Source organism: uncultured Photobacterium sp. (genome assembly GCF_947039875.1).
Classification (GTDB): Bacteria; Pseudomonadota; Gammaproteobacteria; order Enterobacterales; family Vibrionaceae; genus Photobacterium.
Map to the genome: position 1 here is coordinate 1 of NZ_CAMRAN010000014.1, position 21,900 is coordinate 21,900.

General features: G+C 41.8%; 25 protein-coding genes and 1 other RNA gene. 17 read left to right on the forward strand and 9 right to left on the reverse strand.

Annotation, left to right across the window (positions count from 1 at the left end; all coding sequences use genetic code 11):
• Positions 1 to 904: KpsF/GutQ family sugar-phosphate isomerase (locus Q0V26_RS06910; protein WP_297479791.1), on the reverse strand; the 904-nt coding region annotated here is incomplete at its 3' end.
• Positions 905 to 919: 15 nt separating this feature from the next.
• Positions 920 to 1,879: a calcium/sodium antiporter gene (locus tag Q0V26_RS06915; RefSeq protein WP_297479793.1), complete on the reverse strand. Its 960-nt coding sequence runs from the start codon at positions 1,877 to 1,879 to the stop codon at positions 920 to 922.
• Positions 1,880 to 2,411: 532 nt separating this feature from the next.
• Between Q0V26_RS06915 and mlaF the strand changes: the two genes are divergently transcribed.
• Genes mlaF through murA form a run of 7 tightly spaced genes read left to right on the forward strand, consistent with a single transcriptional unit; the run spans position 2,412 to position 7,093 of the window.
• Complete coding sequence (gene mlaF / locus Q0V26_RS06920; RefSeq protein WP_297479795.1) at positions 2,412 to 3,215, forward strand: phospholipid ABC transporter ATP-binding protein MlaF; 804 nt, start codon at positions 2,412 to 2,414, stop codon at positions 3,213 to 3,215.
• Between the two features lie 57 nt (positions 3,216 to 3,272).
• On the forward strand, positions 3,273 to 4,055 hold the full coding sequence (gene mlaE, locus Q0V26_RS06925) for a lipid asymmetry maintenance ABC transporter permease subunit MlaE (protein ID WP_297479797.1): 783 nt from the start codon (positions 3,273 to 3,275) through the stop codon (positions 4,053 to 4,055).
• 52 nt (positions 4,056 to 4,107) lie between these two features.
• Positions 4,108 to 4,584: an outer membrane lipid asymmetry maintenance protein MlaD gene (mlaD, locus tag Q0V26_RS06930; protein ID WP_297479800.1), complete on the forward strand. Its 477-nt coding sequence runs from the start codon at positions 4,108 to 4,110 to the stop codon at positions 4,582 to 4,584.
• 14 nt (positions 4,585 to 4,598) lie between these two features.
• The gene (gene mlaC / locus Q0V26_RS06935; protein WP_297479803.1) at positions 4,599 to 5,234 is read left to right on the forward strand and encodes a phospholipid-binding protein MlaC; all 636 of its coding nucleotides are present in this window, start codon (positions 4,599 to 4,601) and stop codon (positions 5,232 to 5,234) included.
• 2 nt (positions 5,235 to 5,236) lie between these two features.
• A complete protein-coding gene (locus Q0V26_RS06940) occupies positions 5,237 to 5,548 on the forward strand; it encodes an STAS domain-containing protein (RefSeq protein WP_297479805.1) in 312 nt (103 codons plus the stop codon).
• 19 nt (positions 5,549 to 5,567) lie between these two features.
• Positions 5,568 to 5,822 (forward strand): BolA family iron metabolism protein IbaG, encoded by a 255-nt coding sequence (gene ibaG, locus Q0V26_RS06945; protein WP_101768517.1) that lies wholly within the window; start codon positions 5,568 to 5,570, stop codon positions 5,820 to 5,822.
• A gap of 11 nt (positions 5,823 to 5,833) precedes the next feature.
• Positions 5,834 to 7,093: a UDP-N-acetylglucosamine 1-carboxyvinyltransferase gene (gene murA, locus Q0V26_RS06950; RefSeq protein WP_297479810.1), complete on the forward strand. Its 1,260-nt coding sequence runs from the start codon at positions 5,834 to 5,836 to the stop codon at positions 7,091 to 7,093.
• Positions 7,094 to 7,174: 81 nt separating this feature from the next.
• Here the strand turns inward: murA and degS are convergent, their stop codons facing one another.
• The 3 genes from degS to zapG form a co-directional block, all read right to left on the reverse strand.
• Complete coding sequence (gene degS / locus Q0V26_RS06955; RefSeq protein ID WP_297479812.1) at positions 7,175 to 8,251, reverse strand: outer membrane-stress sensor serine endopeptidase DegS; 1,077 nt, start codon at positions 8,249 to 8,251, stop codon at positions 7,175 to 7,177.
• A 138-nt stretch (positions 8,252 to 8,389) separates the two neighbouring features.
• The gene (locus Q0V26_RS06960; protein ID WP_297479815.1) at positions 8,390 to 9,760 is read right to left on the reverse strand and encodes a Do family serine endopeptidase; all 1,371 of its coding nucleotides are present in this window, start codon (positions 9,758 to 9,760) and stop codon (positions 8,390 to 8,392) included.
• A gap of 101 nt (positions 9,761 to 9,861) precedes the next feature.
• The gene (zapG, locus tag Q0V26_RS06965) at positions 9,862 to 10,323 is read right to left on the reverse strand and encodes a Z-ring associated protein ZapG (protein WP_297479818.1); all 462 of its coding nucleotides are present in this window, start codon (positions 10,321 to 10,323) and stop codon (positions 9,862 to 9,864) included.
• A 183-nt stretch (positions 10,324 to 10,506) separates the two neighbouring features.
• On the opposite strand from zapG, the gene zapE reads away from it, so the two are divergent.
• From zapE to sspB, 8 genes are all read left to right on the forward strand, one after another.
• A complete protein-coding gene (zapE, locus tag Q0V26_RS06970) occupies positions 10,507 to 11,661 on the forward strand; it encodes a cell division protein ZapE (RefSeq protein WP_297479820.1) in 1,155 nt (384 codons plus the stop codon).
• Positions 11,662 to 11,959: 298 nt separating this feature from the next.
• A complete protein-coding gene (rplM, locus tag Q0V26_RS06975; protein ID WP_060998308.1) occupies positions 11,960 to 12,388 on the forward strand; it encodes a 50S ribosomal protein L13 in 429 nt (142 codons plus the stop codon).
• Positions 12,389 to 12,403: 15 nt separating this feature from the next.
• Positions 12,404 to 12,796: a 30S ribosomal protein S9 gene (gene rpsI, locus Q0V26_RS06980; protein ID WP_036793177.1), complete on the forward strand. Its 393-nt coding sequence runs from the start codon at positions 12,404 to 12,406 to the stop codon at positions 12,794 to 12,796.
• A 394-nt stretch (positions 12,797 to 13,190) separates the two neighbouring features.
• Positions 13,191 to 13,781 (forward strand): ubiquinol-cytochrome c reductase iron-sulfur subunit, encoded by a 591-nt coding sequence (gene petA / locus Q0V26_RS06985; RefSeq protein WP_297479841.1) that lies wholly within the window; start codon positions 13,191 to 13,193, stop codon positions 13,779 to 13,781.
• Positions 13,781 to 15,046 carry a cytochrome bc complex cytochrome b subunit gene (locus Q0V26_RS06990; RefSeq protein WP_297479843.1) on the forward strand — a complete coding sequence of 422 codons (1,266 nt, stop codon included), beginning with the start codon at positions 13,781 to 13,783 and terminating at the stop codon, positions 15,044 to 15,046. Before petA ends, Q0V26_RS06990 begins: the two co-directional genes overlap by 1 nt.
• Complete coding sequence (locus tag Q0V26_RS06995; RefSeq protein WP_297479845.1) at positions 15,043 to 15,780, forward strand: cytochrome c1; 738 nt, start codon at positions 15,043 to 15,045, stop codon at positions 15,778 to 15,780. Before Q0V26_RS06990 ends, Q0V26_RS06995 begins: the two co-directional genes overlap by 4 nt.
• 85 nt (positions 15,781 to 15,865) lie before the next feature.
• Positions 15,866 to 16,504, forward strand: a complete 639-nt coding sequence (gene sspA, locus Q0V26_RS07000) for a stringent starvation protein SspA (RefSeq protein ID WP_080158328.1) — start codon at positions 15,866 to 15,868, stop codon at positions 16,502 to 16,504.
• Positions 16,505 to 16,506: 2 nt separating this feature from the next.
• Positions 16,507 to 17,010, forward strand: a complete 504-nt coding sequence (sspB, locus tag Q0V26_RS07005; RefSeq protein ID WP_297479849.1) for a ClpXP protease specificity-enhancing factor — start codon at positions 16,507 to 16,509, stop codon at positions 17,008 to 17,010.
• A 72-nt stretch (positions 17,011 to 17,082) separates the two neighbouring features.
• Here the strand turns inward: sspB and Q0V26_RS07010 are convergent, their stop codons facing one another.
• Genes Q0V26_RS07010 through Q0V26_RS07025 form a run of 4 tightly spaced genes read right to left on the reverse strand, consistent with a single transcriptional unit; the run spans position 17,083 to position 20,379 of the window.
• On the reverse strand, positions 17,083 to 17,625 hold the full coding sequence (locus tag Q0V26_RS07010; protein WP_297479851.1) for a BON domain-containing protein: 543 nt from the start codon (positions 17,623 to 17,625) through the stop codon (positions 17,083 to 17,085).
• Between the two features lie 3 nt (positions 17,626 to 17,628).
• Complete coding sequence (locus tag Q0V26_RS07015; RefSeq protein WP_297479853.1) at positions 17,629 to 18,219, reverse strand: phosphoheptose isomerase; 591 nt, start codon at positions 18,217 to 18,219, stop codon at positions 17,629 to 17,631.
• Positions 18,220 to 18,221: 2 nt separating this feature from the next.
• Positions 18,222 to 18,593 carry a YraN family protein gene (locus Q0V26_RS07020; RefSeq protein WP_297479977.1) on the reverse strand — a complete coding sequence of 124 codons (372 nt, stop codon included), beginning with the start codon at positions 18,591 to 18,593 and terminating at the stop codon, positions 18,222 to 18,224.
• Positions 18,574 to 20,379 (reverse strand): penicillin-binding protein activator, encoded by a 1,806-nt coding sequence (locus Q0V26_RS07025; RefSeq protein WP_297479856.1) that lies wholly within the window; start codon positions 20,377 to 20,379, stop codon positions 18,574 to 18,576. Before Q0V26_RS07025 ends, Q0V26_RS07020 begins: the two co-directional genes overlap by 20 nt.
• A 103-nt stretch (positions 20,380 to 20,482) precedes the next feature.
• Between Q0V26_RS07025 and rsmI the strand changes: the two genes are divergently transcribed.
• On the forward strand, positions 20,483 to 21,343 hold the full coding sequence (rsmI, locus tag Q0V26_RS07030; RefSeq protein ID WP_297479859.1) for a 16S rRNA (cytidine(1402)-2'-O)-methyltransferase: 861 nt from the start codon (positions 20,483 to 20,485) through the stop codon (positions 21,341 to 21,343).
• A 152-nt stretch (positions 21,344 to 21,495) separates the two neighbouring features.
• An RNA gene (gene rnpB, locus Q0V26_RS07035) (RNase P RNA component class A) lies at positions 21,496 to 21,884 on the forward strand.
• Positions 21,885 to 21,900: the final 16 nt, after the last annotated feature.

A 21,900-nucleotide genomic window follows, 5' to 3' on the forward strand; every position in this document is an offset into this window, starting at 1 on the left:
CCAATAAGCCATTAATTTTGTTATCTTCCATTAATTTTAGCCCTTCTGCGGCTAAAAGTTGTGGTGAAATTGTTCGTGGGTTATTTGACATCACATCGCCAATACTGGTGTTGTGAATATCAATATGATTATCCAGTAAACGGCGTAAATCACCATCAGTAAAAATACCACGTAATTGTTGGTTGTGGTCAACAATTGCCGTCATTCCTAAGCCTTTATGTGATATTTCTAATAGCGCATCTTTAATACTTGCATGTTCTTCAATCATAGGTAGTAACTCACCACTATGCATCACATCTGCAATACGCAGTAATAATTTACGCCCTAATGCGCCTCCTGGATGAGACAGGGCAAAATCGTCAGCAGTAAAACCACGAGCTTCCATTACTGCAATAGCGATGGCATCTCCCATTACTAGGGTAGCGGTTGTACTTGAGGTTGGTGCGAGATTTAATGGGCAGGCTTCTTTATCAACCGTTACTCGAAGGTTCACCTGTGCCATTTTAGCCATGCTAGATTCAGGTTTGCCTGTCATACTGATCATAGCAATGCCAAGACGTTTAATAACCGGTAATAATGCAATAATTTCAGCGGCCTCACCTGAGTTTGAAATCGCAATCACGACATCATTTTTTTTAATCATTCCTAAATCGCCATGGCTAGCTTCACCCGGATGAACAAAGAATGCTGGCGTTCCTGTGCTGGCCAATGTTGCAGCTATTTTTCGGCCAATGTGGCCTGATTTCCCCATTCCCATGACGATCACTTTACCTTGGCAATGTAGAATCAACTCACACGCAAGAGTAAAACTGTTATCAATATAATCCCGAATTTTTTCAAGTGCTTGTAATTCAGTATCGAGTACTTTTTTACCATGGCTGCAAAAATCAAATTGACCAGACATCAGAGAAAGCTCCTGTTATGAGGCGATATTAAGAAATAAAAATGCTTGATAAGCAATAAAGCAAATCACTAATATTCCACCTTCAATACGATTAATCAGGCGGCGCTTACCAAGAGCCATTAGTAGTAATAGGATTGAAATAGCCAACATAACATAAAAATCACGACTCATAGCTAGTGGGCTTAATGCTGATGGATTTATCAATCCTGGAATGCCCATTACTGCTAAAATATTAAAGATATTTGAGCCAATAATATTACCCACCGCCATATCATCTTCGCCTTTGAATACGCTCGCGACTGAGGCGGCAAGCTCAGGTAAACTGGTACCAACCGCAATAATAGTCAAACCAATCACTAAGTCACTCATTCCATAGTATTTAGCGATAGTAACTGCTGACTCTACCACCATATCGGAAGAATATAGAAGTAGCCCTAAACCAATAAACACCCAGATAATTGCTTTGGTATTACTGACTCCTGTTGGAATTTCTGCTTGCTGCTCTTCTACTAATGGATCACTTTTACTATCGCGGCTAATTTTTAGCATCGCCACTAAGAAAATAGCAAACAGTACCGCCAGAATAATCCCTTCGTGACGGCTTAAATAATTATCCCATAAAATTGCGCCCGCAATAACAGTGACACCAAGCATAATGGGTAATTCACGGCGAATAATGGTCGAACTAATACTGAGGGGTTTGATGATGGCGGTAATACCGAGAATTAATGCGATATTGGCAATGTTTGAACCCAGTACGTTACCTACCGCGGTATCTGTTTTATCAGCCAGTGCAGCGGTGGCTGAAACCATCATTTCTGGTGCAGAAGATCCCATAGCCAGAATGGTCATACCAATAACCAGTGGCGCAACACCAAAATTTTTCGCTAATGCTGCCGCACCATAGACCAGTCTATCTGCACTCCAAACGAGTAAAGCTAATCCGATACAGAGCAACACAATGGCTTCTAGCATTTTAATTCCTTTTTAGTACGACCCGCTAAAAAAAGCGATTTTTAGTTAATTGATGAAATATTTACAATTTGAGTTGCCAATTTTGACGTTAACTCATGCAAAAGGGAAGCATAAGCCAATACTAATTATTATCTTGAGGTGGTTTTGGGGGGATGGCTTGATTAACTGTTGCTGAATCAGAACCGATTAAGGTTAGAAAATAGCGCTTATCTATTTACAGCATTAAAACGATGTTTTATTTTAGGTGAATTATAATGAGTTTGATTTGCTTTAATATGAATTTGTGCTGTGAGTGTTCGGTTTTATCGTAAATATATTATTTTTGCTAAAAATTCATCATTAACGCGTGATAATACAGCGCTTAGGTTGAGTTAGCGTTTAATTCCTCCTATGATCGATGCTCTATTTTTATAATGTCTACTGATTGTTTTTAAGTTGTTTATTATTAAAGTGGCATGAAACGTTATTATGTCAAATAACATCAATATTCATCGCTTACGCAAATTAGTTAGCGAGAGGTAATGTAAACATAATGCTCAATGATGATGTACTGGTTTCGATTAAAAATCTGAGCTTTTCCCGTGGCGAACGGCGTATTTTTGATAATATTAGCCTTGATATTCCTCGTGGAAAAATTACTGCTATTATGGGGCCGTCTGGGATCGGCAAAACGACTTTATTACGTTTAATTGGTGGCCAGATTGCGCCAGATAATGGTGAGGTTTGGTTTGATCAATGGAATATACCCACATTACGTCGCAGTGAACTTTATCAAGCGCGTAAGCGAATGAGCATGCTGTTTCAATCAGGGGCATTATTTACTGATATGACGGTGTTTGATAATGTCGCTTTTCCATTGCGTGAACACACTCAGTTACCTGAAGATTTATTGCGAACCTTAGTGCTGTTGAAATTAGAAGCGGTAGGTTTACGAGGAGCGGCACAATTAATGCCGAACGAGTTATCTGGTGGTATGTCCCGTCGAGCAGCATTGGCACGTGCAATTGCACTTGATCCTGATTTGATGATGTACGATGAGCCGTTTGTTGGCCAAGATCCAATTACCATGGGTGTGTTAGTTAAGTTAATCCGCGATCTTAACCAAGCCTTAAATATTACGTCTGTGATTGTTTCGCATGATGTGCCAGAGGTAATGAGTATTGCAGATCATGTCTATATTCTTTCTGGCGCTAAGATCATAGGTTGTGGTACACCGGATCAATTACGAGCAGATACTAACCCCCAAGTGCGCCAATTTTTAGATGGTGATGCGGATGGTCCGGTACCGTTTCAATTTCCTGCACAATCATTAAGTGATGATTTATTTGGTGAGTAAGCCACATCAAGGCTGTTGCTAACATCAATAAATGACAACCGATAATATGAGCAAAAAATGATAATTAATGCTATTTCCCGATTGGGACGAGCGACGATTGAAAAGTGCCAGGCATGCGGCCGTGCAAGCTTGATGTTATATGGGGCACTCGTGTGTAAGCCTCAGCCAATAAAAATGTGGCCACTATTAATTCGGCAGCTATATTCCGTTGGCGTGTTGTCTATGGCGATTATTCTCGTGTCTGGATTATTTATCGGCATGGTATTAAGCCTGCAAGGTTATTTGGTCCTCGCAGGTTATGGTGCTGAAACTAGTCTTGGACAAATGGTGGCATTATCATTATTACGTGAATTAGGGCCAGTGGTAACTGCGTTGTTATTTGCTGGTCGTGCAGGTTCTGCGTTAACGGCTGAAATTGGGCTAATGAAAACCACCGAGCAGCTATCAAGTATGGAAATGATGGCCGTCGATCCACTACGGCGGGTGATTGCACCGCGCTTTTGGGCGGGAGTAATTTCCATGCCATTGTTAGCATTGATGTTCTCACTTATTGGTTTATGGGGCGCACAACTTGTTGGTGTTGATTGGAAAGGCATTGACTACGGTAGTTTCTGGTCAGTGATGCAATCATCGGTTGATTTCAGTACGGATATTGGTAATAGCATTATCAAATCAATCGTATTTGCTATTGTGATTACATGGATTGCAATCTTTAATGGTTATGATGCCGTACCAACGTCTGAAGGGATCAGCTGCGCAACAACTCGCACTGTAGTGAATTCATCACTGGCGGTACTCGGACTTGATTTTGTGTTAACAGCATTAATGTTTGGTAGCTAAACATTCACTTAGCCGCACGCATACGACGGCATAAATTACATGGATAAAAACAATGCAACAAAATAAACGATTAGAATTGTGGGTTGGTGTGTTTATGCTAGCCGGCATTAGTGCTTTATTAGTGTTGGCGTTTAAAGTGGCTAATATACAAAGTTTTGGTAGTGCTGAAACCTATACGTTGAAAGCCCATTTTGACAATATTGGCGGCTTAAAAGTACGCTCTCCGGTTAAGGTGGGTGGTGTTACTGTTGGTGAAGTAACCTCGATTAGTCTTGATGAACAGACGTATGTACCAATTGTTACTTTAGACGTTAATAAAAAGTTTGGTTATTTCCCTGAAACCAGTTCTGCATCTATTCTGACATCAGGTCTATTAGGTGAACAATACTTAGGTATTAATCCAGGATTTGTTGATACTGATACTGAAATGCTACATAACGGTGACTTAATTGAAGACACTAAATCTGCGTTAGTATTAGAAGATATGATTGGTCAAGTGCTGTATAGCCTTGGCGGTGATAAGAAGTAATAAGGAGAACCACCATGAAATTTATACGTGGCTTAATGTTATGTTTATTGGCTGTGCCAATGTTAGCCCAAGCAGCAACGGTTGATCAGAGCGATCCCTATAAAATGATGGATCAAGTATCGGCACATTTATTTGGTACTTTAAAAGCAGAACAAGCGAAGATTCAAGCGAATCCAGAACAATTACGGGTGATCGTGAAGCAAGAATTATTGCCGTATATTAATACCCGTTATGCTGCTTACAAAGTTTTAGGCTCTAATTTACGTAATACAACGGCTGAGCAACGTGATGCATTTACTGCTGCTTTTACTGATTATTTAGTTGCGTCATATGCTCAGGTTTTGACTCAATATACCGATCAAAAAATCGAACTTGAATCATCAAAACCAATCCCAGCGGATCGTAGTATAATTTCAGTTCGTGTTGATATTGTTGGCCCACAACGTCCACCTATTCGTCTTGATTTTAAATTACGATTGAATAAAAAAACCAAAGAATGGCAAGGATTTGACATGGTTGCTGAAGGTGTCAGTATGCTCTCTACTAAGCAAAGTGAATGGAGTGGCCAGCTACGTACCAAAGGTATTGATGCTGTGACACAAAGTTTGCGTGATTTGGCGGCAAAACCGATCCAAATTGAGAATAAATAGCCATGACTGCTGATAAGATTTGTTGGCAGGTTGTTGCTGAGGGGCAATACCGCTTGTCAGGGTCGTTAGATCGTGACACAGTGCCAGTTTTTTGGCATCAAAGAAGCGAATGGATGCCACATAATAAGCAGCTCGTGCTCGATCTTGTTGATTTATCTCGAGTAGACTCCGCTGGCATGGTGATGTTACTGCATTTGTGCCAGCACCTTAAGCAAGCTGGGAGCCACGTTATGTTGCACAATGTACCTCAACAGCTTAAAACGCTGTTTCGCTTAAGCCATATCGAACCAATGTTAACAGCTTGCATGGAGTAAGCTGTAGAGAGGATAGCTTGTGGAAATCTCTGAGATTAAACAAATTCTAGAAACGGCTTTAGACGTTGATGAAATCATCGTCAAAGGTGAGGGTAGCCACTACCAAGTGATCGCAGTGGGTACACTATTTGACGGCATGAGCCGTGTAAAGAAACAACAAACAATTTATGGTCCATTAATGGATCGTATTGCAGCAAACGACATTCACGCGTTAAGTATTAAAACATATACGCCTGAAGAGTGGGCGCGTGATAAAAAATTAATGTCGTTATAGAGAGCTAAATTATGCAAAAGTTTCGTATTCAGGGCTGTGGCCCATTAAGTGGTGAAGTCGCTATTTCTGGCGCAAAGAATGCAGCCTTACCTATTTTATTTGCAGCGTTACTTGCTGACGGTCCGGTAGAAATTGCCAATGTTCCTCAGTTACGTGATATTGATACTACGATGGAATTATTGTCACGTTTAGGCGTGAAAGTCTCGCGTAATGGTTCATCTGTTAATATTGATGCAAGTGACGTTAATGAGTTTTGTGCGCCTTATGATCTTGTGAAAACAATGCGCGCTTCTATTTGGGCATTAGGTCCACTAGTGGCTCGTTTTGGCCAAGGTCAAGTGTCATTACCTGGTGGTTGTGCTATTGGTGCTCGTCCCGTCGATTTACATATTGTTGGTCTTGAGCAGCTTGGTGCAACAATTACACTTGATGAAGGCTATGTAAAAGCCGCTGTCGATGGTCGTCTTAAAGGCGCACATATCGTGATGGATAAGGTCAGTGTTGGGGCAACAGTTACTATTATGTCGGCGGCAACCTTAGCTGAAGGCACAACAGTAATTGAAAACGCTGCTCGTGAACCTGAGATTGAAGATACGGCAGCCTTCCTTAATGCCATTGGTGCAAAAATTACTGGTGCAGGTACGGCAACTATTACTATCGAAGGTGTCGATCGTCTTGCTGGTGGTTACCATGAAGTAGTTGCTGATCGTATCGAAACTGGTACTTTCTTAGTTGCTGCTGCTGTTTCTGGTGGCAAGATTGTTTGTCACAATACTAAGCCTGAGCTTCTTGAAGCCGTATTAGCGAAACTAGAAGAAGCTGGAGCATTAGTTGAAACTGGCGATGATTGGATCAGCCTTGATATGACTGATCGTGAGCTTAAAGCTGTTAATATTCGCACAGCCCCGCACCCAGGTTTCCCAACCGACATGCAAGCGCAATTTTCGCTATTAAATCTGATGGCGAAAGGTACTGGTATTATTACTGAAACAATTTTTGAAAACCGTTTTATGCATATTCCTGAATTGATTCGTATGGGTGCTCACGCTGAAATTGAAGGTAACACGGTAATTTGTGGTGATACTGATGGATTGAGTGGTACGCAAGTGATGGCGACAGATTTACGTGCATCTGCCAGTCTTGTGATTGCGGGCAGTATTGCTAAAGGCGAAACTATTGTTGATCGTATTTACCATATTGACCGTGGCTACGAGTGTATCGAACAAAAATTCAGTGCGCTAGGAATGAATATCGAACGTATATCTGAATAAGTAAGACTCGTTTCAGGATGAAATCAAAACAATAACAAAGCCTCGCACTGTGCGAGGCTTTTTTGTCACTGCTATTTGTTATTATTGAGGTGGATTCGCTATCTGAGGCCGATTGGCAACTGTAACGGGAATCATCATTGGTTTACCATTACGTAGAATCTTCACCTCAATATGGGTGCCTGGACGAATATCGGTCACTATATCACGCACACTCTGCACATTAGTGACTTCTTTTCCTGCTATCTCAATCACAATATCATTTTTCTTAAACCCTGCTTTTGAGGCCGGGCCTGTTGGATCCATGCCATCAACAATAATGCCATTTACTTTCGCTACATCATAAAGCCGTGCCATTAATGGGTTGATTTCACGTCCTTGAATGCCAATCCAGCCTCGAATAACGCGACCATCAGCAATCAGTTTTTGCATGATCTTAATCGTTAACTGGTAGGGGATCGCAAATGAAATACCATAGGTTTCAATGTCGGTAGCTTGCTGAAAAGAAGCGGTGTTAATGCCCACTAACTCGCCGTCAGTGTTCACCAGTGCTCCGCCTGAATTACCTTTATTTATCGCAGCATCTGTTTGTAAAAAGTCTTGTGGTCCATAAAAACTCATGCCAGAACGGCCAGTGGCGGAGATAATACCAAAGGTGGTTGTTTGACCAAGATTATAGGGATTACCAATTGCCAGTACCACATCACCCACAGCGGCTTTATAGTGTGAATTAACGGGAATAACGGGTAGGTTATCGGCATTGATTTTTAATACAGCCAGATCAGTTAGTTGGTCTAAGCCAATTAATTGTGCATTCAGTACTCGACCGTCTTGTAGTGCAACAATGATTTGATCAGCATGTGCTACAACATGGTAGTTAGTAACGATATAGCCTTTGTCACTCATTATGACACCCGAGCCTAGACCTTGGGTGCGTAACTCTCGTTCTTGGCTATTACTGTTGTCATAGCGACGATTATAAATATTAACCACGGCAGGAGAAGCTCGACGCACTGCATAGTTAAAAGAAAGTGGAGTTGAGTTATTATCAGGTAATGATAAGGACACTGGCGTCGTCGGACGTAAATCTGGGACTGCAATCAGAACAATAATAGCAGTGATAAGGCCGAGAAAAATAGAACGACCAAGAAATGCTAGCATTAACAGTCCTTAATTAAATGAGAAAGAAAAAGGTGCTAACAGAATAGCACCCCTCTTAGGTGAGACCAACTATTGGCATTGATGCCGTTGTTAAATTTGTCCCACAATCAGACCGTAATGCGTATAGATGCGCTAAAATTAACGAATAATAAGATACAGCACATTGTCGCCGCGTTGAATTTCAAGTGCGATCACTTTTGGTGGGTGTGCCAATGCTTTACGTAATTGACCCAGATTATTAATAGCAAGGCGGTTAAGCCCAATAATAATATCACCTTTTTGTAACCCCGAACGCGCGGCTAGTGAGCCTTTTGTTAACTGTATAACTTCAACGCCGTGCGCTTTACCATTAACTGTGGTGTTATTAAATTGCGCACCACTTAAGCTTGAGTGAAGATCATCAGCATTAACAAGATTATCAGCACTGGCACTTAACGTGACTGTAAATTGTTGTAATTTACCGTTACGCATCGCTTGTAGGGTTAAGGTTTTCCCTGCGCCCAAGGTCGCTACTTCTGCTCGTAACTCACTGAATGAACGGATAGGGTCGCCATTTACTGCGGTAATAATATCACCTGCTTTTAAGCCTGCTTTTTGCGCGGCTGAGTTAGGCATTACTTGGTTTACAAATGCACCTTGATTGGTGTCATAGCCAAATGTTTGGGCTAGTTCTGCGGTTAGTTCACGTCCTTGTACACCCAAGGTACCACGGTGAACTTGACCAAATTTAATGATTTGCGCCGTGAGGTTATTAACCATATTTGATGGAATGGCAAAACCAATGCCGACGTTACCTTTATTCGGCGCAAGGATAGCGGTATTAATACCAATCAATTCACCATTGAGATTAATCAGTGCGCCACCAGAGTTACCACTGTTAATTGCGGCATCGGTTTGAATGAAGTTTTCTATATTTTCAAGGTTTAAGCCACTACGACCTAAAGCTGAAACAATCCCTGAGGTCACTGTTTGTCCAAGACCAAAAGGATTACCAATCGCAATCGCAAAATCACCCACACGTAATTTGTCGGAATTAGCCAATTTAATTGCGGTTAATTTTTTGGGCGTGTCGATTTGCAGTAAAGCAATATCAGATGATTTATCACTACCAATCAGTTTGGCAGTAACTTCATGACCATCATAAAGTTGAACCATGATTTTATCCGCATTATTGATTACATGCTGATTTGTAACTATATAGCCTTTGTTCGCATCAATAATGACGCCAGATCCTAATCCACGAAAAGGGCGCTCTTGAACTTGCTCTGTAGGGAAATCAGGGCCGAAGAAAAAACGATAAGCATCTGGTATATGTTGCTTTGAAACTTGTTTACCTTCAATAGCAATACTGACAACGGCAGGTGTAACTTGTTCAAGCATAGGTGCAAGACTAGGTACCGATTGATTACTTACCGCGATAGGAAGTGCGGCGTTAGCGGCTAGAGGGGTCATTAGCGTACTAACTGTTAACGCTAATACACTAATAACGAAAAGGTTTTTTTTACGCATAATTTAACTCCGAGTTAACAAGTTAAAGTATGACTTGTTAACTGGAATTAAGTTCCCGTGATTATACTTTTCTTGTTAAGCCGTTGCGATGTGGATTAATATTAACTGGCTTTTGCGTGTGGTTCTGCCTGTGGAGTTTCATTCTCTTCAATGGCGGTGGGTTTACCACTAAATAGCCCTGTTGCACCATTAGCGTAATCTCGTGGTTGATGATCCATTACTTCATCTTCAATTGGCTCATTGCCTTCTACGGGCTCTAAGGTAGCTATTCGTTGTGCAAATGGATTGTCTTGGGTGGGTAAATTAGGCATAAGTTCCATTGAGGTCTTTGCCATATGCTCATAAAGTTTACTGTAATCTTTAGAAACATTGTCCAATAATTCAGCACTGCGGGCAAAATGATCAACAAGTTCTTGTCGATATTGCTCTAGTTCATATTTTGATTTATCAAGATCTTTTTTAAGTGACGAGTGCTGATTTTGGTTTTTATTGATTAAACGATTGATGATGTAACCAGCAAAGATTCCAGCAATAAAAATAGCTGTTGCAATAATCCAACTCATAGCCATGATAACTCCTTGTGATTGTAGTGTTAATACGTGTTTTTTAGTCAAGATGCTGTTTATTAGTATGTAATAACATTATTACTATACCTTGAGCTAGTTGTGCATGGTACTTATTCAATCATATATTGTGACGACGTATACGCTGATTATTTCAGTAATCGATGAAAAGGATCTCATCATATGACGACGCTAACACCACTCAAGCAATACCATGCCGATCTGCAACATATTGATTTTTTTGCAGATCCAGCCCAAGCTAATGCCGTTATGCATCTGGATGATTTATATCATCGGTTGTTGGAACCTGTTGCACCATTACCCATTACGACACGATGGCAACGATTATCTTCTGCAACCAAAGCATTATTGCTACCGTCAGTATTGTTAACAGTAAAGACTAAAGCAGATATTGTGCCAGTTAGAGGGGTGTATTTTTGGGGGGGGGTCGGACGTGGAAAAACCTATTTAGTCGATACCTTTTTTGAGTGTTTGCCAACCCAACGAAAAATGCGAATTCATTTTCACCGTTTTATGTATCGGGTTCATCAACAGCTGCAACAACTTGCTGGTATTGAGAATCCATTAGAGCATGTGGCTGATAATTTTAAACAACAAACCGATGTTATTTGTTTTGATGAATTTTTTGTCAGTGATATTACCGATGCAATGATTCTGGCAACGTTACTTGATGCCTTGTTTAAACGCGGCATTACTTTAGTCGCAACATCGAACATCGCTCCCCATGAGTTATATCGAAATGGTTTGCAACGTGCGCGATTTTTACCTGCGATTGCACTTATTGAGCAACATTGTGAGGTGGTTAATGTTGATGCGGGGATTGATTATCGCTTACGGTCATTGGCGCAAGCTGCAATATATTATTCACCATTAGGGCCGCAAGCAAATCAAAATTTAGCAGATTATTTTGAACAGCTAAGTTTTGAGCCTCGTTATAGTGAGAAAACAATTATTATTAATCAGCGTTCAATCACGGCTCAACGTGAGGCGAATGGCATCGTGCAATTTAGTTTTCATCAATTATGTCAAACTGCACGTAGTCAAAATGATTATATTGAAATTGCCCAGTTGTACCATACGGTATTAGTGGCTGATGTTCGCGTAATGACTGATCATCAAGATGCAGCTCGGCGTTTTATTGCGATGGTTGATGAGTTTTATGAACGCCATGTCACCTTAATTATCTCAGCGGAAGTGCCATTAACTGAACTTTATACTAACGGGCGATTACAGTTTGAATTTAAGCGTTGTTGTTCGCGGTTAATTGAAATGCAAAGTGAAGAATATTTAGCACGGCCTCATTTGGTCGATGAATAAGGGGAAACTCGTTTTTTAAGATTCGTTATATCTAAAGGGTAATTAACACACTTTAAATTGTGATTTATTGGCCTAATTAGCAATTAATGAGCGTCGATATGAAAAAAAAACAATTTTTTTGGGAAAAAAGGTGATTTTTTCCGCACCCTTCTCTATAATCTTGCGACCCACCGTACCTGTATGGCGAAAGCCAGGAGTGCCACCCACTCGAAGGGGTGATGACTGGGCTCTTAACAGAGGAATCATCATTTGATGGTTCTAGTAAGTGAAACTATTTAAATAATGGGTATTAATTAGCATGAAAACTTTCGTTGCTAAACCAGAAACTGTAAAACGTGACTGGTATGTTGTTGACGCTGAAGGTAAAACTCTAGGTCGTCTATCAACTGAAATCGCTTCTCGTCTACGTGGCAAGCACAAGCCGGAGTACACTCCACACGTTGACACTGGTGACTACATTGTAGTTATCAATGCTGAGAAAGTAGCAGTAACTGGTGCAAAGCGTACAGATAAAATGTACCACCACCACACTGGCTTCATCGGCGGCCTTAAGTCAATCAGCTTTGATAAGCTAATTGCTAAGAAACCAGAAATGGTTATTGAAACTGCTGTTAAAGGCATGCTTCCAAAAGGTCCTCTAGGCCGTGCTATGTTCCGTAAGCTTAAAGTTTACGCGGGTACTGAGCACAACCATGCTGCACAACAGCCTAAAGTACTAGACATCTAATTGGGAATTATGACAATGGCAGAGAATCAATACTACGGCACTGGTCGCCGTAAAAGCTCAGCAGCTCGCGTTTTCATCAAACCGGGTACTGGCAACATCGTAATCAACAAGCGTAGCATCGAAGAATACTTCAGCCGCCCAACAGCGCGCATGGTTGTTCTTCAGCCTCTTGAGCTTGTAGGTATGACTGAGAATTTTGACCTATACATCACTGTTAAAGGTGGTGGTATCACTGGTCAATCTGGTGCTATCCGTCACGGTATCACTCGTGCTCTTATGGAATACGATGAAACTCTACGTCCTGCTCTACGTGCAGCTGGCTACGTTACTCGCGACGCTCGTTGCGTTGAGCGTAAGAAAGTTGGTCTACGTAAAGCACGTCGTCGTCCACAGTTCTCTAAGCGTTAATATTACGCTTCCAGATTTTATATCTGGTTTACTGTGTACAGAAAAGCTCAGCCTTCGGGTTGGGCTTTTTTTTTAGTTATTTTTTAGAAAGTATTACTCATCACTATCGATGATATATTTTTTCGCACCTCGCACCTCGCACCTCGCACCTCGCACCTGCTGTTTTACTATAAGCGCCAATGCATAATAACGAAAAAGACCTCATATCCAACATTTGTTGCTAAACAAGGGCTTGAACTTGTGAATATGTTGACCTTTACTTATTCTTTAGATGTTGGCGATAATTTAAAACTGTAGCAAAATTGTTGCTGTGTTCTTTTTTGGTTAGGCCTCAAGTTAAAGGTTAGGGATATAAAAAATAAACAATCCAAGCAGGAGCTATTGGAGAAAATGGATGAGCAATGTGCGAATAAATAATGGAAGGCGTCGTTTTTTAACGGCGACAACATCAGTTGTTGGCGGTATTGGTGCGGTTGCAATTGCAATCCCATTTATTAAATCATGGAACCCCAGTGAAAAAGCGAAAGCGGCTGGTGCTCCAGTTAAAGTCAACATTAGTAAATTAGCTGATGGACAAATGATTCGTGTTGAATGGCGAGGAAAGCCAGTGTGGATTGTGCGCCGCAGTAAGGCTGTCTTACAACAGCTAACCACCCATGATAACCAGCTTCGAGATCCTGATTCAGATGAACCCCAGCAACCGAATTATGCCCAAAACGTTTACCGTTCATTAAAGCCTGAAATCTTTTTAGCTGTCGGTATCTGTACTCATCTTGGGTGTTCGCCAACGTATTTGCCCAATAGCTTTAGTGATCAAGTCAGTGGTATTGCCGCTGGCTTTTTTTGTCCATGTCATGGTTCAACCTTTGATATGGCAGGGCGAGTATTTGCAGGCGTTCCAGCTCCACTTAATTTGGTGGTGCCACCACATCAATTTTTGAACGATGACACCATTTTGATTGGGCTTGATAAGGAGACTGCATAATGGCGGGCTTAGTTGATTGGATCGATAAACGATTACCTGTAACCAATGCATACCGTAAGCATTTGTCTCAATATCCAATGCCAAAGAGCTTTAATTTTTGGTATGTGTTTGGTTCTTTAGCGATGCTAGTACTGGTGAATCAGATTATTACGGGAATTTGGCTAACCATGAATTACGTACCGTCAGCCGATGGTGCATTTGCCTCCATTGAGTACATCATGCGTGACGTTGAGTATGGGTGGTTATTACGCTATATGCATTCGACCGGTGCATCTGCATTTTTTGTGGTGATCTATTTACATATGTTCCGTGGCCTAATTTATGGCTCTTATCAAAAACCACGCGAGCTATTATGGTTGTTTGGAATGTTGATCTTTTTAGTGCTAATGGCTGAAGCTTTTATGGGGTATTTGCTACCGTGGGGGCAGATGTCTTATTGGGGCGCACAGGTTATCATTTCCTTGTTTGGTGCGATCCCAGTGATCGGCGATGATCTCACTTTATGGATTCGTGGTGATTATGTTATTTCTGGCGCAACCCTTAACCGTTTCTTTGCATTGCATGTAATTGCGTTACCGTTAGTGTTGTTATTGCTGGTGGTATTACATGTGTTGGCGTTGCATGAGGTAGGCTCAAATAATCCAGATGGCATTGATACTAAGTTACCGAAAGGTAGCCAAGGCGATGATTATCAGACTCAGTTTACGTTTCATGAAGACTATACTAAAAAATACGACATTATTGATTCGATCCCCTTCCATCCGTATGGGACGGTAAAAGATTTGATTGGCGTCGCTGTATTTGCACTGTTCTTTAGTTATGTGATCTTTTTTGCACCTGAAATGGGCGGCTATTTTTTAGAAGCGCCAAATTTTGAAGCGGCTAACCCGATGAAAACGCCTGAGCATATTGCCCCTGTTTGGTACTTCACTCCGTTTTATGCCATTTTACGCGCTGTGCCTGATAAGCTACTTGGGGTTGCAGCGATGGGGGCTGCGATCATCTTTCTGTTCTTGTTACCATGGTTTGATCGTTGTCGAGTGCGCTCGTTCCGTTATCGCAGTAAATGGCATTTGATTAATTTGGCTCAGTTTACGGTGAGTTTTATTGCATTGGGTATTTTAGGGGCGTTGCCTGTTACTCCATTATTTACAGTATTAGCGCAGATGTTTAGTTTTACCTATTTTATGTTTTTTATTGTGTTGTTTTTCTACAGTAAAAATGAAGCGACTCAACCGCTACCGAAGAGGGTGAACTTCAAATGAAACAATGGATTGTAGCATTACTGCTGTGGCTGCCGACCAGTGCTATTGCTGGTGGTGGAAGCGCCAATTTACAAGCTGCAAATAATGATTTAACCGATCAAGCGTCTTTACAACGTGGTGCGCAATTGTTTATCAATTATTGTGCAGGTTGTCATTCGACTCAATACCAACGTTATGAAAGGGTTGCTACAGATTTAGGGATCCCTTTGGATCTTATGCAGCAAAATTTAATGTTTAACCCGAATGCAAAAATTGGCGATTTAATGACAAATGCAATGTCAAAACAATACGCTGCAGCTTCTTTTGGTGCACCTACACCTGATTTGACTATGGTGGCAAGGGTGCGAGGAACTGATTGGTTATATACTTATTTACATTCATTTTATGCTGATCCTGAGCGTCCGTTTGGAGTGAATAATAGCCTTTTTCCTAGTGTTGGAATGCCCCATGTATTAGAAGAATTACAAGGGGTACCGCGTAAGATTTATGAAACTCAAATGATCGATGGCAGTCCAACTCAAGTTTTGATGGGCATTGAAACCGATGGCAGTGGCCGCTTAAATTCACAACAATACGATACTGCGGTACGTGATTTGGTGAATTTTTTAGATTATTCTGCTGAGCCAATGAAGTTGGAACGACAGCGATTAGGACTGTGGGTGATGGGATTTATTGTTATATTCTTAGTATTAACTGTGTTGTTGAAGAAAGAATATTGGCGTGATGTCCACTGATAAGGTAATCTAGTGGGTTAAGAATCTCGCAATGGGGGCTCAAGCCTCCATTGCTTTTTGTGTATTAAATATACTGGAGGGGTTGATGGCTGTTGCTGCCAATAAACGCTCTGTGATGACTCTGTATTCTGATGCTTCAGACATCTACAGCCATCAGGTGCGTATCGTACTAGCTGAAAAAGGCGTTAGTGTTGAAATTGAGCTGGTTGATCCAATGAGCCTGCCGGAAGATCTGTTAGAACTGAACCCATACAGTTCAGTTCCAACATTGGTTGATCGCGAATTAGCGCTATACCAAGCTAACATTATCATGGAGTACTTGGATGAGCGTTTCCCTCACCCACCTCTAATGCCTGTTTATCCTGTTGCCCGTGGTAATAGTCGTTTAATGATGTACCGTGTTGAACGTAACTGGTACTCACTAGCGAATAAGATTAACTCAGGTACTGCTGATGAAGCCGATAAAGCACGTAAGCAATTACGTGAAGAGTTATTAGCGTTAGCACCTGTATTTGCTGAATACCCATTCTTTATGAGTGATGAATTTAGCTTAGTTGATTGCTACCTTGCTCCACTACTATGGCGTTTACCTGAAATGGGTATTGAGCTAAGTGGTACTGGTGCTAAAGAAGTGAAAGCATACATGACGCGCGTATTTGAACGTGATTCATTCCTTGCTTCTTTAACTGAAGCTGAGCGTGAAATGCGTTTAGCTGGCCAGTAATTATGGATATCGAAAATATGACGCCGCGCCGCCCTTATTTGTTGCGCGCGTTTTATGATTGGTTGGTTGATAATGACTTAACGCCACATTTAGTCGTTGATGCGACTTTACCTGGGGTTAAGGTGCCAATGGAGTTTGTGAGTGATGGTCAAATCATCCTTAACATTGCTCCAATGGCGGTGGGTAACTTAGAACTGAGCAATGAAGCGGTAAGCTTTAGTGCGCGTTTCAGTGGTCGTCCACACTCAGTTATCGTACCTATGTATGCTGTGTTGGCTATTTATGCGCGCGAAAACGGTGCAGGAACCATGTTCGAGCCAGAAGCAGCATATGATACTGATACTGCTATCTATCATGATGAGCAAGCGTTAGAAGACGAGAGCAGTGATGATGTTACTCCTTCAGTGTCACCATTTGCAGTCGTTACTGAAGCGGCTGAAGGTGATGAACCTGATGATGAGCCACCACGTCCACGTGGTCGTCCAAGCTTACGTGTTGTCAAATAATATTGGCAATCAGCTATAACAAAAAACGCAGCCAGTGGCTGCGTTTTTTTTCGCTTGATAATCAACAAGGGATTAGTGCGCTAACGGCTTTTCAAAGAGGGTAATAACATGCTCAACACCGGAGACATTACGCGCAACATTGGCTGCTATTGTTGCTTGTTCTGGAGCGACATAACCTAATAAAAATACCCGTTTATTTTCCGTGATCACCTTGATAACCACATCGGTTAGTTGCTTACTGGCAATCAGTTGCGACTTTACTTTAGTGGTTAGCCAAGCATCTTCACTGATGCTTGCCATTGTTAACAAGGGACGTACTTGGATTTGATCATAAACACGATCAACATCAGCGATATGGCGTACTTGATTAATAAATGATTGTTTAAGTGGCAGTGATGTCGCTTGACCAACCACCAATACCGTGCCATTTAATGTTATGCTATCTATACTTAATTGTTTGGTATATTCACGAGTATGGGCAATGCCTGCAATGTCCATGTCTATTTTTTGATCTTGCCAATGCTGGGTGTTATTTCGTGGATCATTGGTTGAAAAAACCGAGCATCCTGATAGCGATAGACTTGATATAACGAGCAGCGTTAATAACCACTTCATTGATTAGCCTTCGTTATGTGGAAATAAAACTTGATCAATCAAATCGCATAAACAATGAATCGTTAATAAGTGACCTTCTTGAATCCGCACCGTGCGTTGGGATGGAATACGAATTTCAACATCTTGCACGCCTAATAATCCCGCCATTTCACCGCCATCTTTACCTGTTAAGGCGATGATGTTCATATCTCGTGCGAGTGCCGCTTCCATGGCTTTGATGATATTTTTACTGTTACCACTGGTTGATAGCACTAATAAAATATCTCCCGCTTGGCCTAACGCACGAACTTGTTTTGAAAAAACTTCATCGTGGTGATAATCGTTAGCAATGGCCGTTAAAACGGTAGTATCTGCGGTTAATGCAAGGGCAGGCAGGCTTGGACGTTCAATTTCAAAACCATTGATTAAACATGAAGCAAGTTGTTGAGCATTGGCCGCAGAGCCACCATTGCCACAACTTAAAATCTTATTGCCATTTAATAAACTTTGAACCATCATTTGAGTGGCTTTTGAAATCGCATCAGGTAAGGCTTCCGCTGCTGCAATTTGGGTTTGAATACTTTCGGTAAAACTTTCTCGAATGCTATCTAGCATGACTAACCTTCAACTAATATATTAGTAAACCACTCAATATGGTGGTGGTGACCTTGGATGGCAATGACATCAAAGCGAAATTGACAATGCTCAATGGAGAAGCCATTTTTGTGCATCCAAAAAAAAGCCGCTCGCTTGAGCTTTTGTTGTTTGTGCCAATTAACGGCTTCAACTGCAGAACCATAATGAGATTGCGTTCGGTATTTTACTTCAATAAATACTAAACACTTACCTTGTTGCATGATTAAATCAATTTCACCGCCACGACAGCTAAAATTTCGAGCAATAGGGGTCAGATGATGGCGGCACAAATATTGTTCCGCCATCAGTTCATAGGCTTGGCCAATCTGACGCTTACTGGGCAGGCGTATCACCATTGATCAGATCAATGTTATCAGGTGTATCAGAGATAGTCGCTGCCGGCATTTGAGTTGTTGATAGTGGAGTAATACCTTCACTACTGAATTTACCCCAATCTATTTGTCGCTGCACAACACATTGGTTATTCACCGTTAGTTGTCCTGTTTCACCTTGAACTGCGTGGTGATGATTAGCGCGCATTACTGGTAATTGCTTAGCGAGCGCATAAGCATCCATACCAAAGGCATGTAAACGGATGCTAGTGTTACCTTGATTTGGCCATAGTTGATTAAAGCGTTCCATATAGGCTGAATGTGGGTTGATCAGTAATGGAATGTCGCTGACTTCGATACCGCGTAATTCGCGGTTGGTGTTATGGCTATCAGGGTTACTGCGAGAGCTGACATAGATCTGCGCTGGCTCACCCGTGGGTGGCATAGCCGCTTCAATGAAGGGTTTAAGCATCATCAACTCATTGCGGCTTGCAATCATGTAAATCGCATCAGCATGACTGCCTGCACCATGACCAAACGCACTTTTTATTTGTTTTGGTATTTTCGCCTTATTGCCAAAACTGACCGTTACTGCAGATTGACCATTTAGTTGTGACCATTGCTGGCTAAATGCCTGTGCGACGCGTTTGCCATAACTATTTGCTGGTGCTAATACGACAGGCTTACGATGACCTTGATCATAAATACGTTCAGCGGCTTGTTGGGCTTCTTGTTCTGGTGATAGTGCAAAATAACAAGCGTTAGGCTTATTATTACTGATGTGTGGTGGCATATTCAGCGCTAAGGTGTTGATATGTTTGTTGTTTTTTTTCTGAAATTCAGTGATAACATTTTTACGTAATGGTCCTACAACAAACTGAGTACCGTTTTGTTTTAGTTGTGCCATGATAGTAGGGATTGATTGAGCTTCAGTATCATAAATATTGAGCTCATTATTAGTATCACGGGTTTTGTCATCCATCATCGCATTGATAAAACCATCGCGAACCGCTTTACCTTGTGCAGCAAAACGGCCTGAAAGTGGCACTAACAAAGCAAGATTATCTAGTTTAACGGCTTTCATTTCGATTAACGCTTTTAAATCGGCCGGTAAATATTGATTTGCTGGATGGCTAGGGTGACGATATAACCATTGTTCAATGGCTTTTTTAAGTTGCATCGGTGGTAAGGTCGCACTATTTTTCAACATTGCGAGTTCAACCCAACCTTTGAGAACACTATCGTTATCCGTTAACTCAACACTGCCTAATTGCGCGTTAGTATAACCTGATAGGTCATGCCACACTTGCTGCCAGTTAGCTGCTTTTTGGGTGTGATCTAAATAGAAATCAAGTTTTGTACGTTCACGTGCAGCTTGGAACGGATGATTCAATTGTTCCAATAGATTGGCGCGTAGCATGTAATAACGTTGATACTGGCTTTTGGCTAGTGCCCACGAGGGCTGAAAGTTTAAACTGTTCAGAGCCTCTTCTTGTTGCCCTTGATGCTCACGCACCATTGCACGTGCAAGTTGCCATTCGGCAATTTGAGTTGGGCTCATAGATTGCTGTGATAATTTAGCTATCCATTGATCGGCTTGTTGCCATTTATTTTCGAGAATCATTGCTTTAACAGCCATGATCTCCCAGTTAGTACGCTCTGCGCCATCACTGGTATTAGCTTTACTTAAATAGGCGGTTGAGCTTTGAGCGGCTACCGCAGTGATATCCGTTAATGGCACCTGATTATCGTACAGGTTTGGCGTGCTACACCCTGCTAAAGCAACAGCAAGGGCTACAGGCGCCATCAGTCGTGATACACTTTTACGCTTATGGGTAAAATTGGGCATTGAATTTATTCAACTGTGACAAATTACTTTTGATATTAATTGCAGATGAGATCTTAGACAAATGAGTGATAGCAATTCAGGCATGGTAGATGTCGCAACTTTGTACATCGTACCAACACCTATCGGTAATCTTGCTGATATAACACAGCGCGCATTAGATGTATTAGCAAGCGTAGATTTAATTGCTGCTGAAGATACACGTCATACATCGCGATTGTTGTCCCATTTCTCTATCTCGACCCGCACCTTTGCGCTTCACGATCATAATGAACAGCAAAAAGCTGACTTTTTGATTGAGAAACTTCAGGCTGGTACTAGCATTGCACTTGTGTCCGATGCTGGTACGCCGCTGATCAGTGATCCAGGGTATCATCTTGTTAACCGCTGTCGTCATGCGAGTGTTAAAGTTGTGCCATTACCTGGTCCATGTGCTGTAATTACAGCATTGAGTGCTTCTGGTTTACCTTCTGACCGTTTTAGTTTTGAAGGTTTTCTTCCTCCGAAAAGTAAAGGTCGCCGCGATTGTTTTCAAGCATTAGCTGATGATGCGCGAACATTGATCTTTTATGAATCGCCACATCGTATTAATGATTCCCTTAATGATATGTTAGCCGTGCTTGGCCCTGATCGCCAAGTAGTATTAGCGCGTGAGTTAACAAAAACTTATGAAACTATTCATGGTGCGCCACTTGGCGAGCTGATTGATTGGATAGCGGAAGACAGTAATCGTGTTCGTGGTGAGATGGTGGTCTTAGTTGCAGGGCATCGTGCTCAGAAAGACGAATTATCAGTTGAGGTTTTACGTACACTGACCTTGCTTGCAAAAGAGTTGCCTCTTAAAAAAGCAGCTGCTCTAGCGGCTGAAATTCATGGTGGGAAGAAAAATGCATTGTATAAGTGGGGCCTTGAAAATCTAGAATAAGCCTTATATCTATAGTCTTCATTTTGTTTACAGTGTGATATAGCGTAGTTTTTATCTACGAATTAAAATCAGGTGTTGGTTTTTTGTTCAAGCTATACTTTTGGTGATTTTTTCACTGGCAACTGTGAGCGTTGTCTTATACAATTCGCCGCGGAGTTGGTCAGGTAATCGCTGCTTTGTTGGTAACCTTCGGGAAATCAATGAAGGGGAGGAAAGTCCGGGCTCCATAGGGCAGGGTGCCAGATAACGTCTGGGGGGCGTAAGCCCACGACAAGTGCAGCAGAGAGCAAACCGCCGATGGCCCATTGCTTGCAATGGTGCACAGGTAAGGGTGAAAGGGTGCGGTAAGAGCGCACCGCGCGGCTAGTAATAGTTTGTGGCAGGGTAAACTCCACCCGGAGCAAGACCAAATAGGTCCCTAATGGCGCGGCCCGCGTTGGGGACGGGTAGGTTGCTTGAGTCTGTGAGCGATTGCAGACCTAGACGAATGATTGCCGCCGCGAAAGCGGAACAAAACCCGGCTTATCGACCGACTCCCTACATTTAGAGAAGGTGGT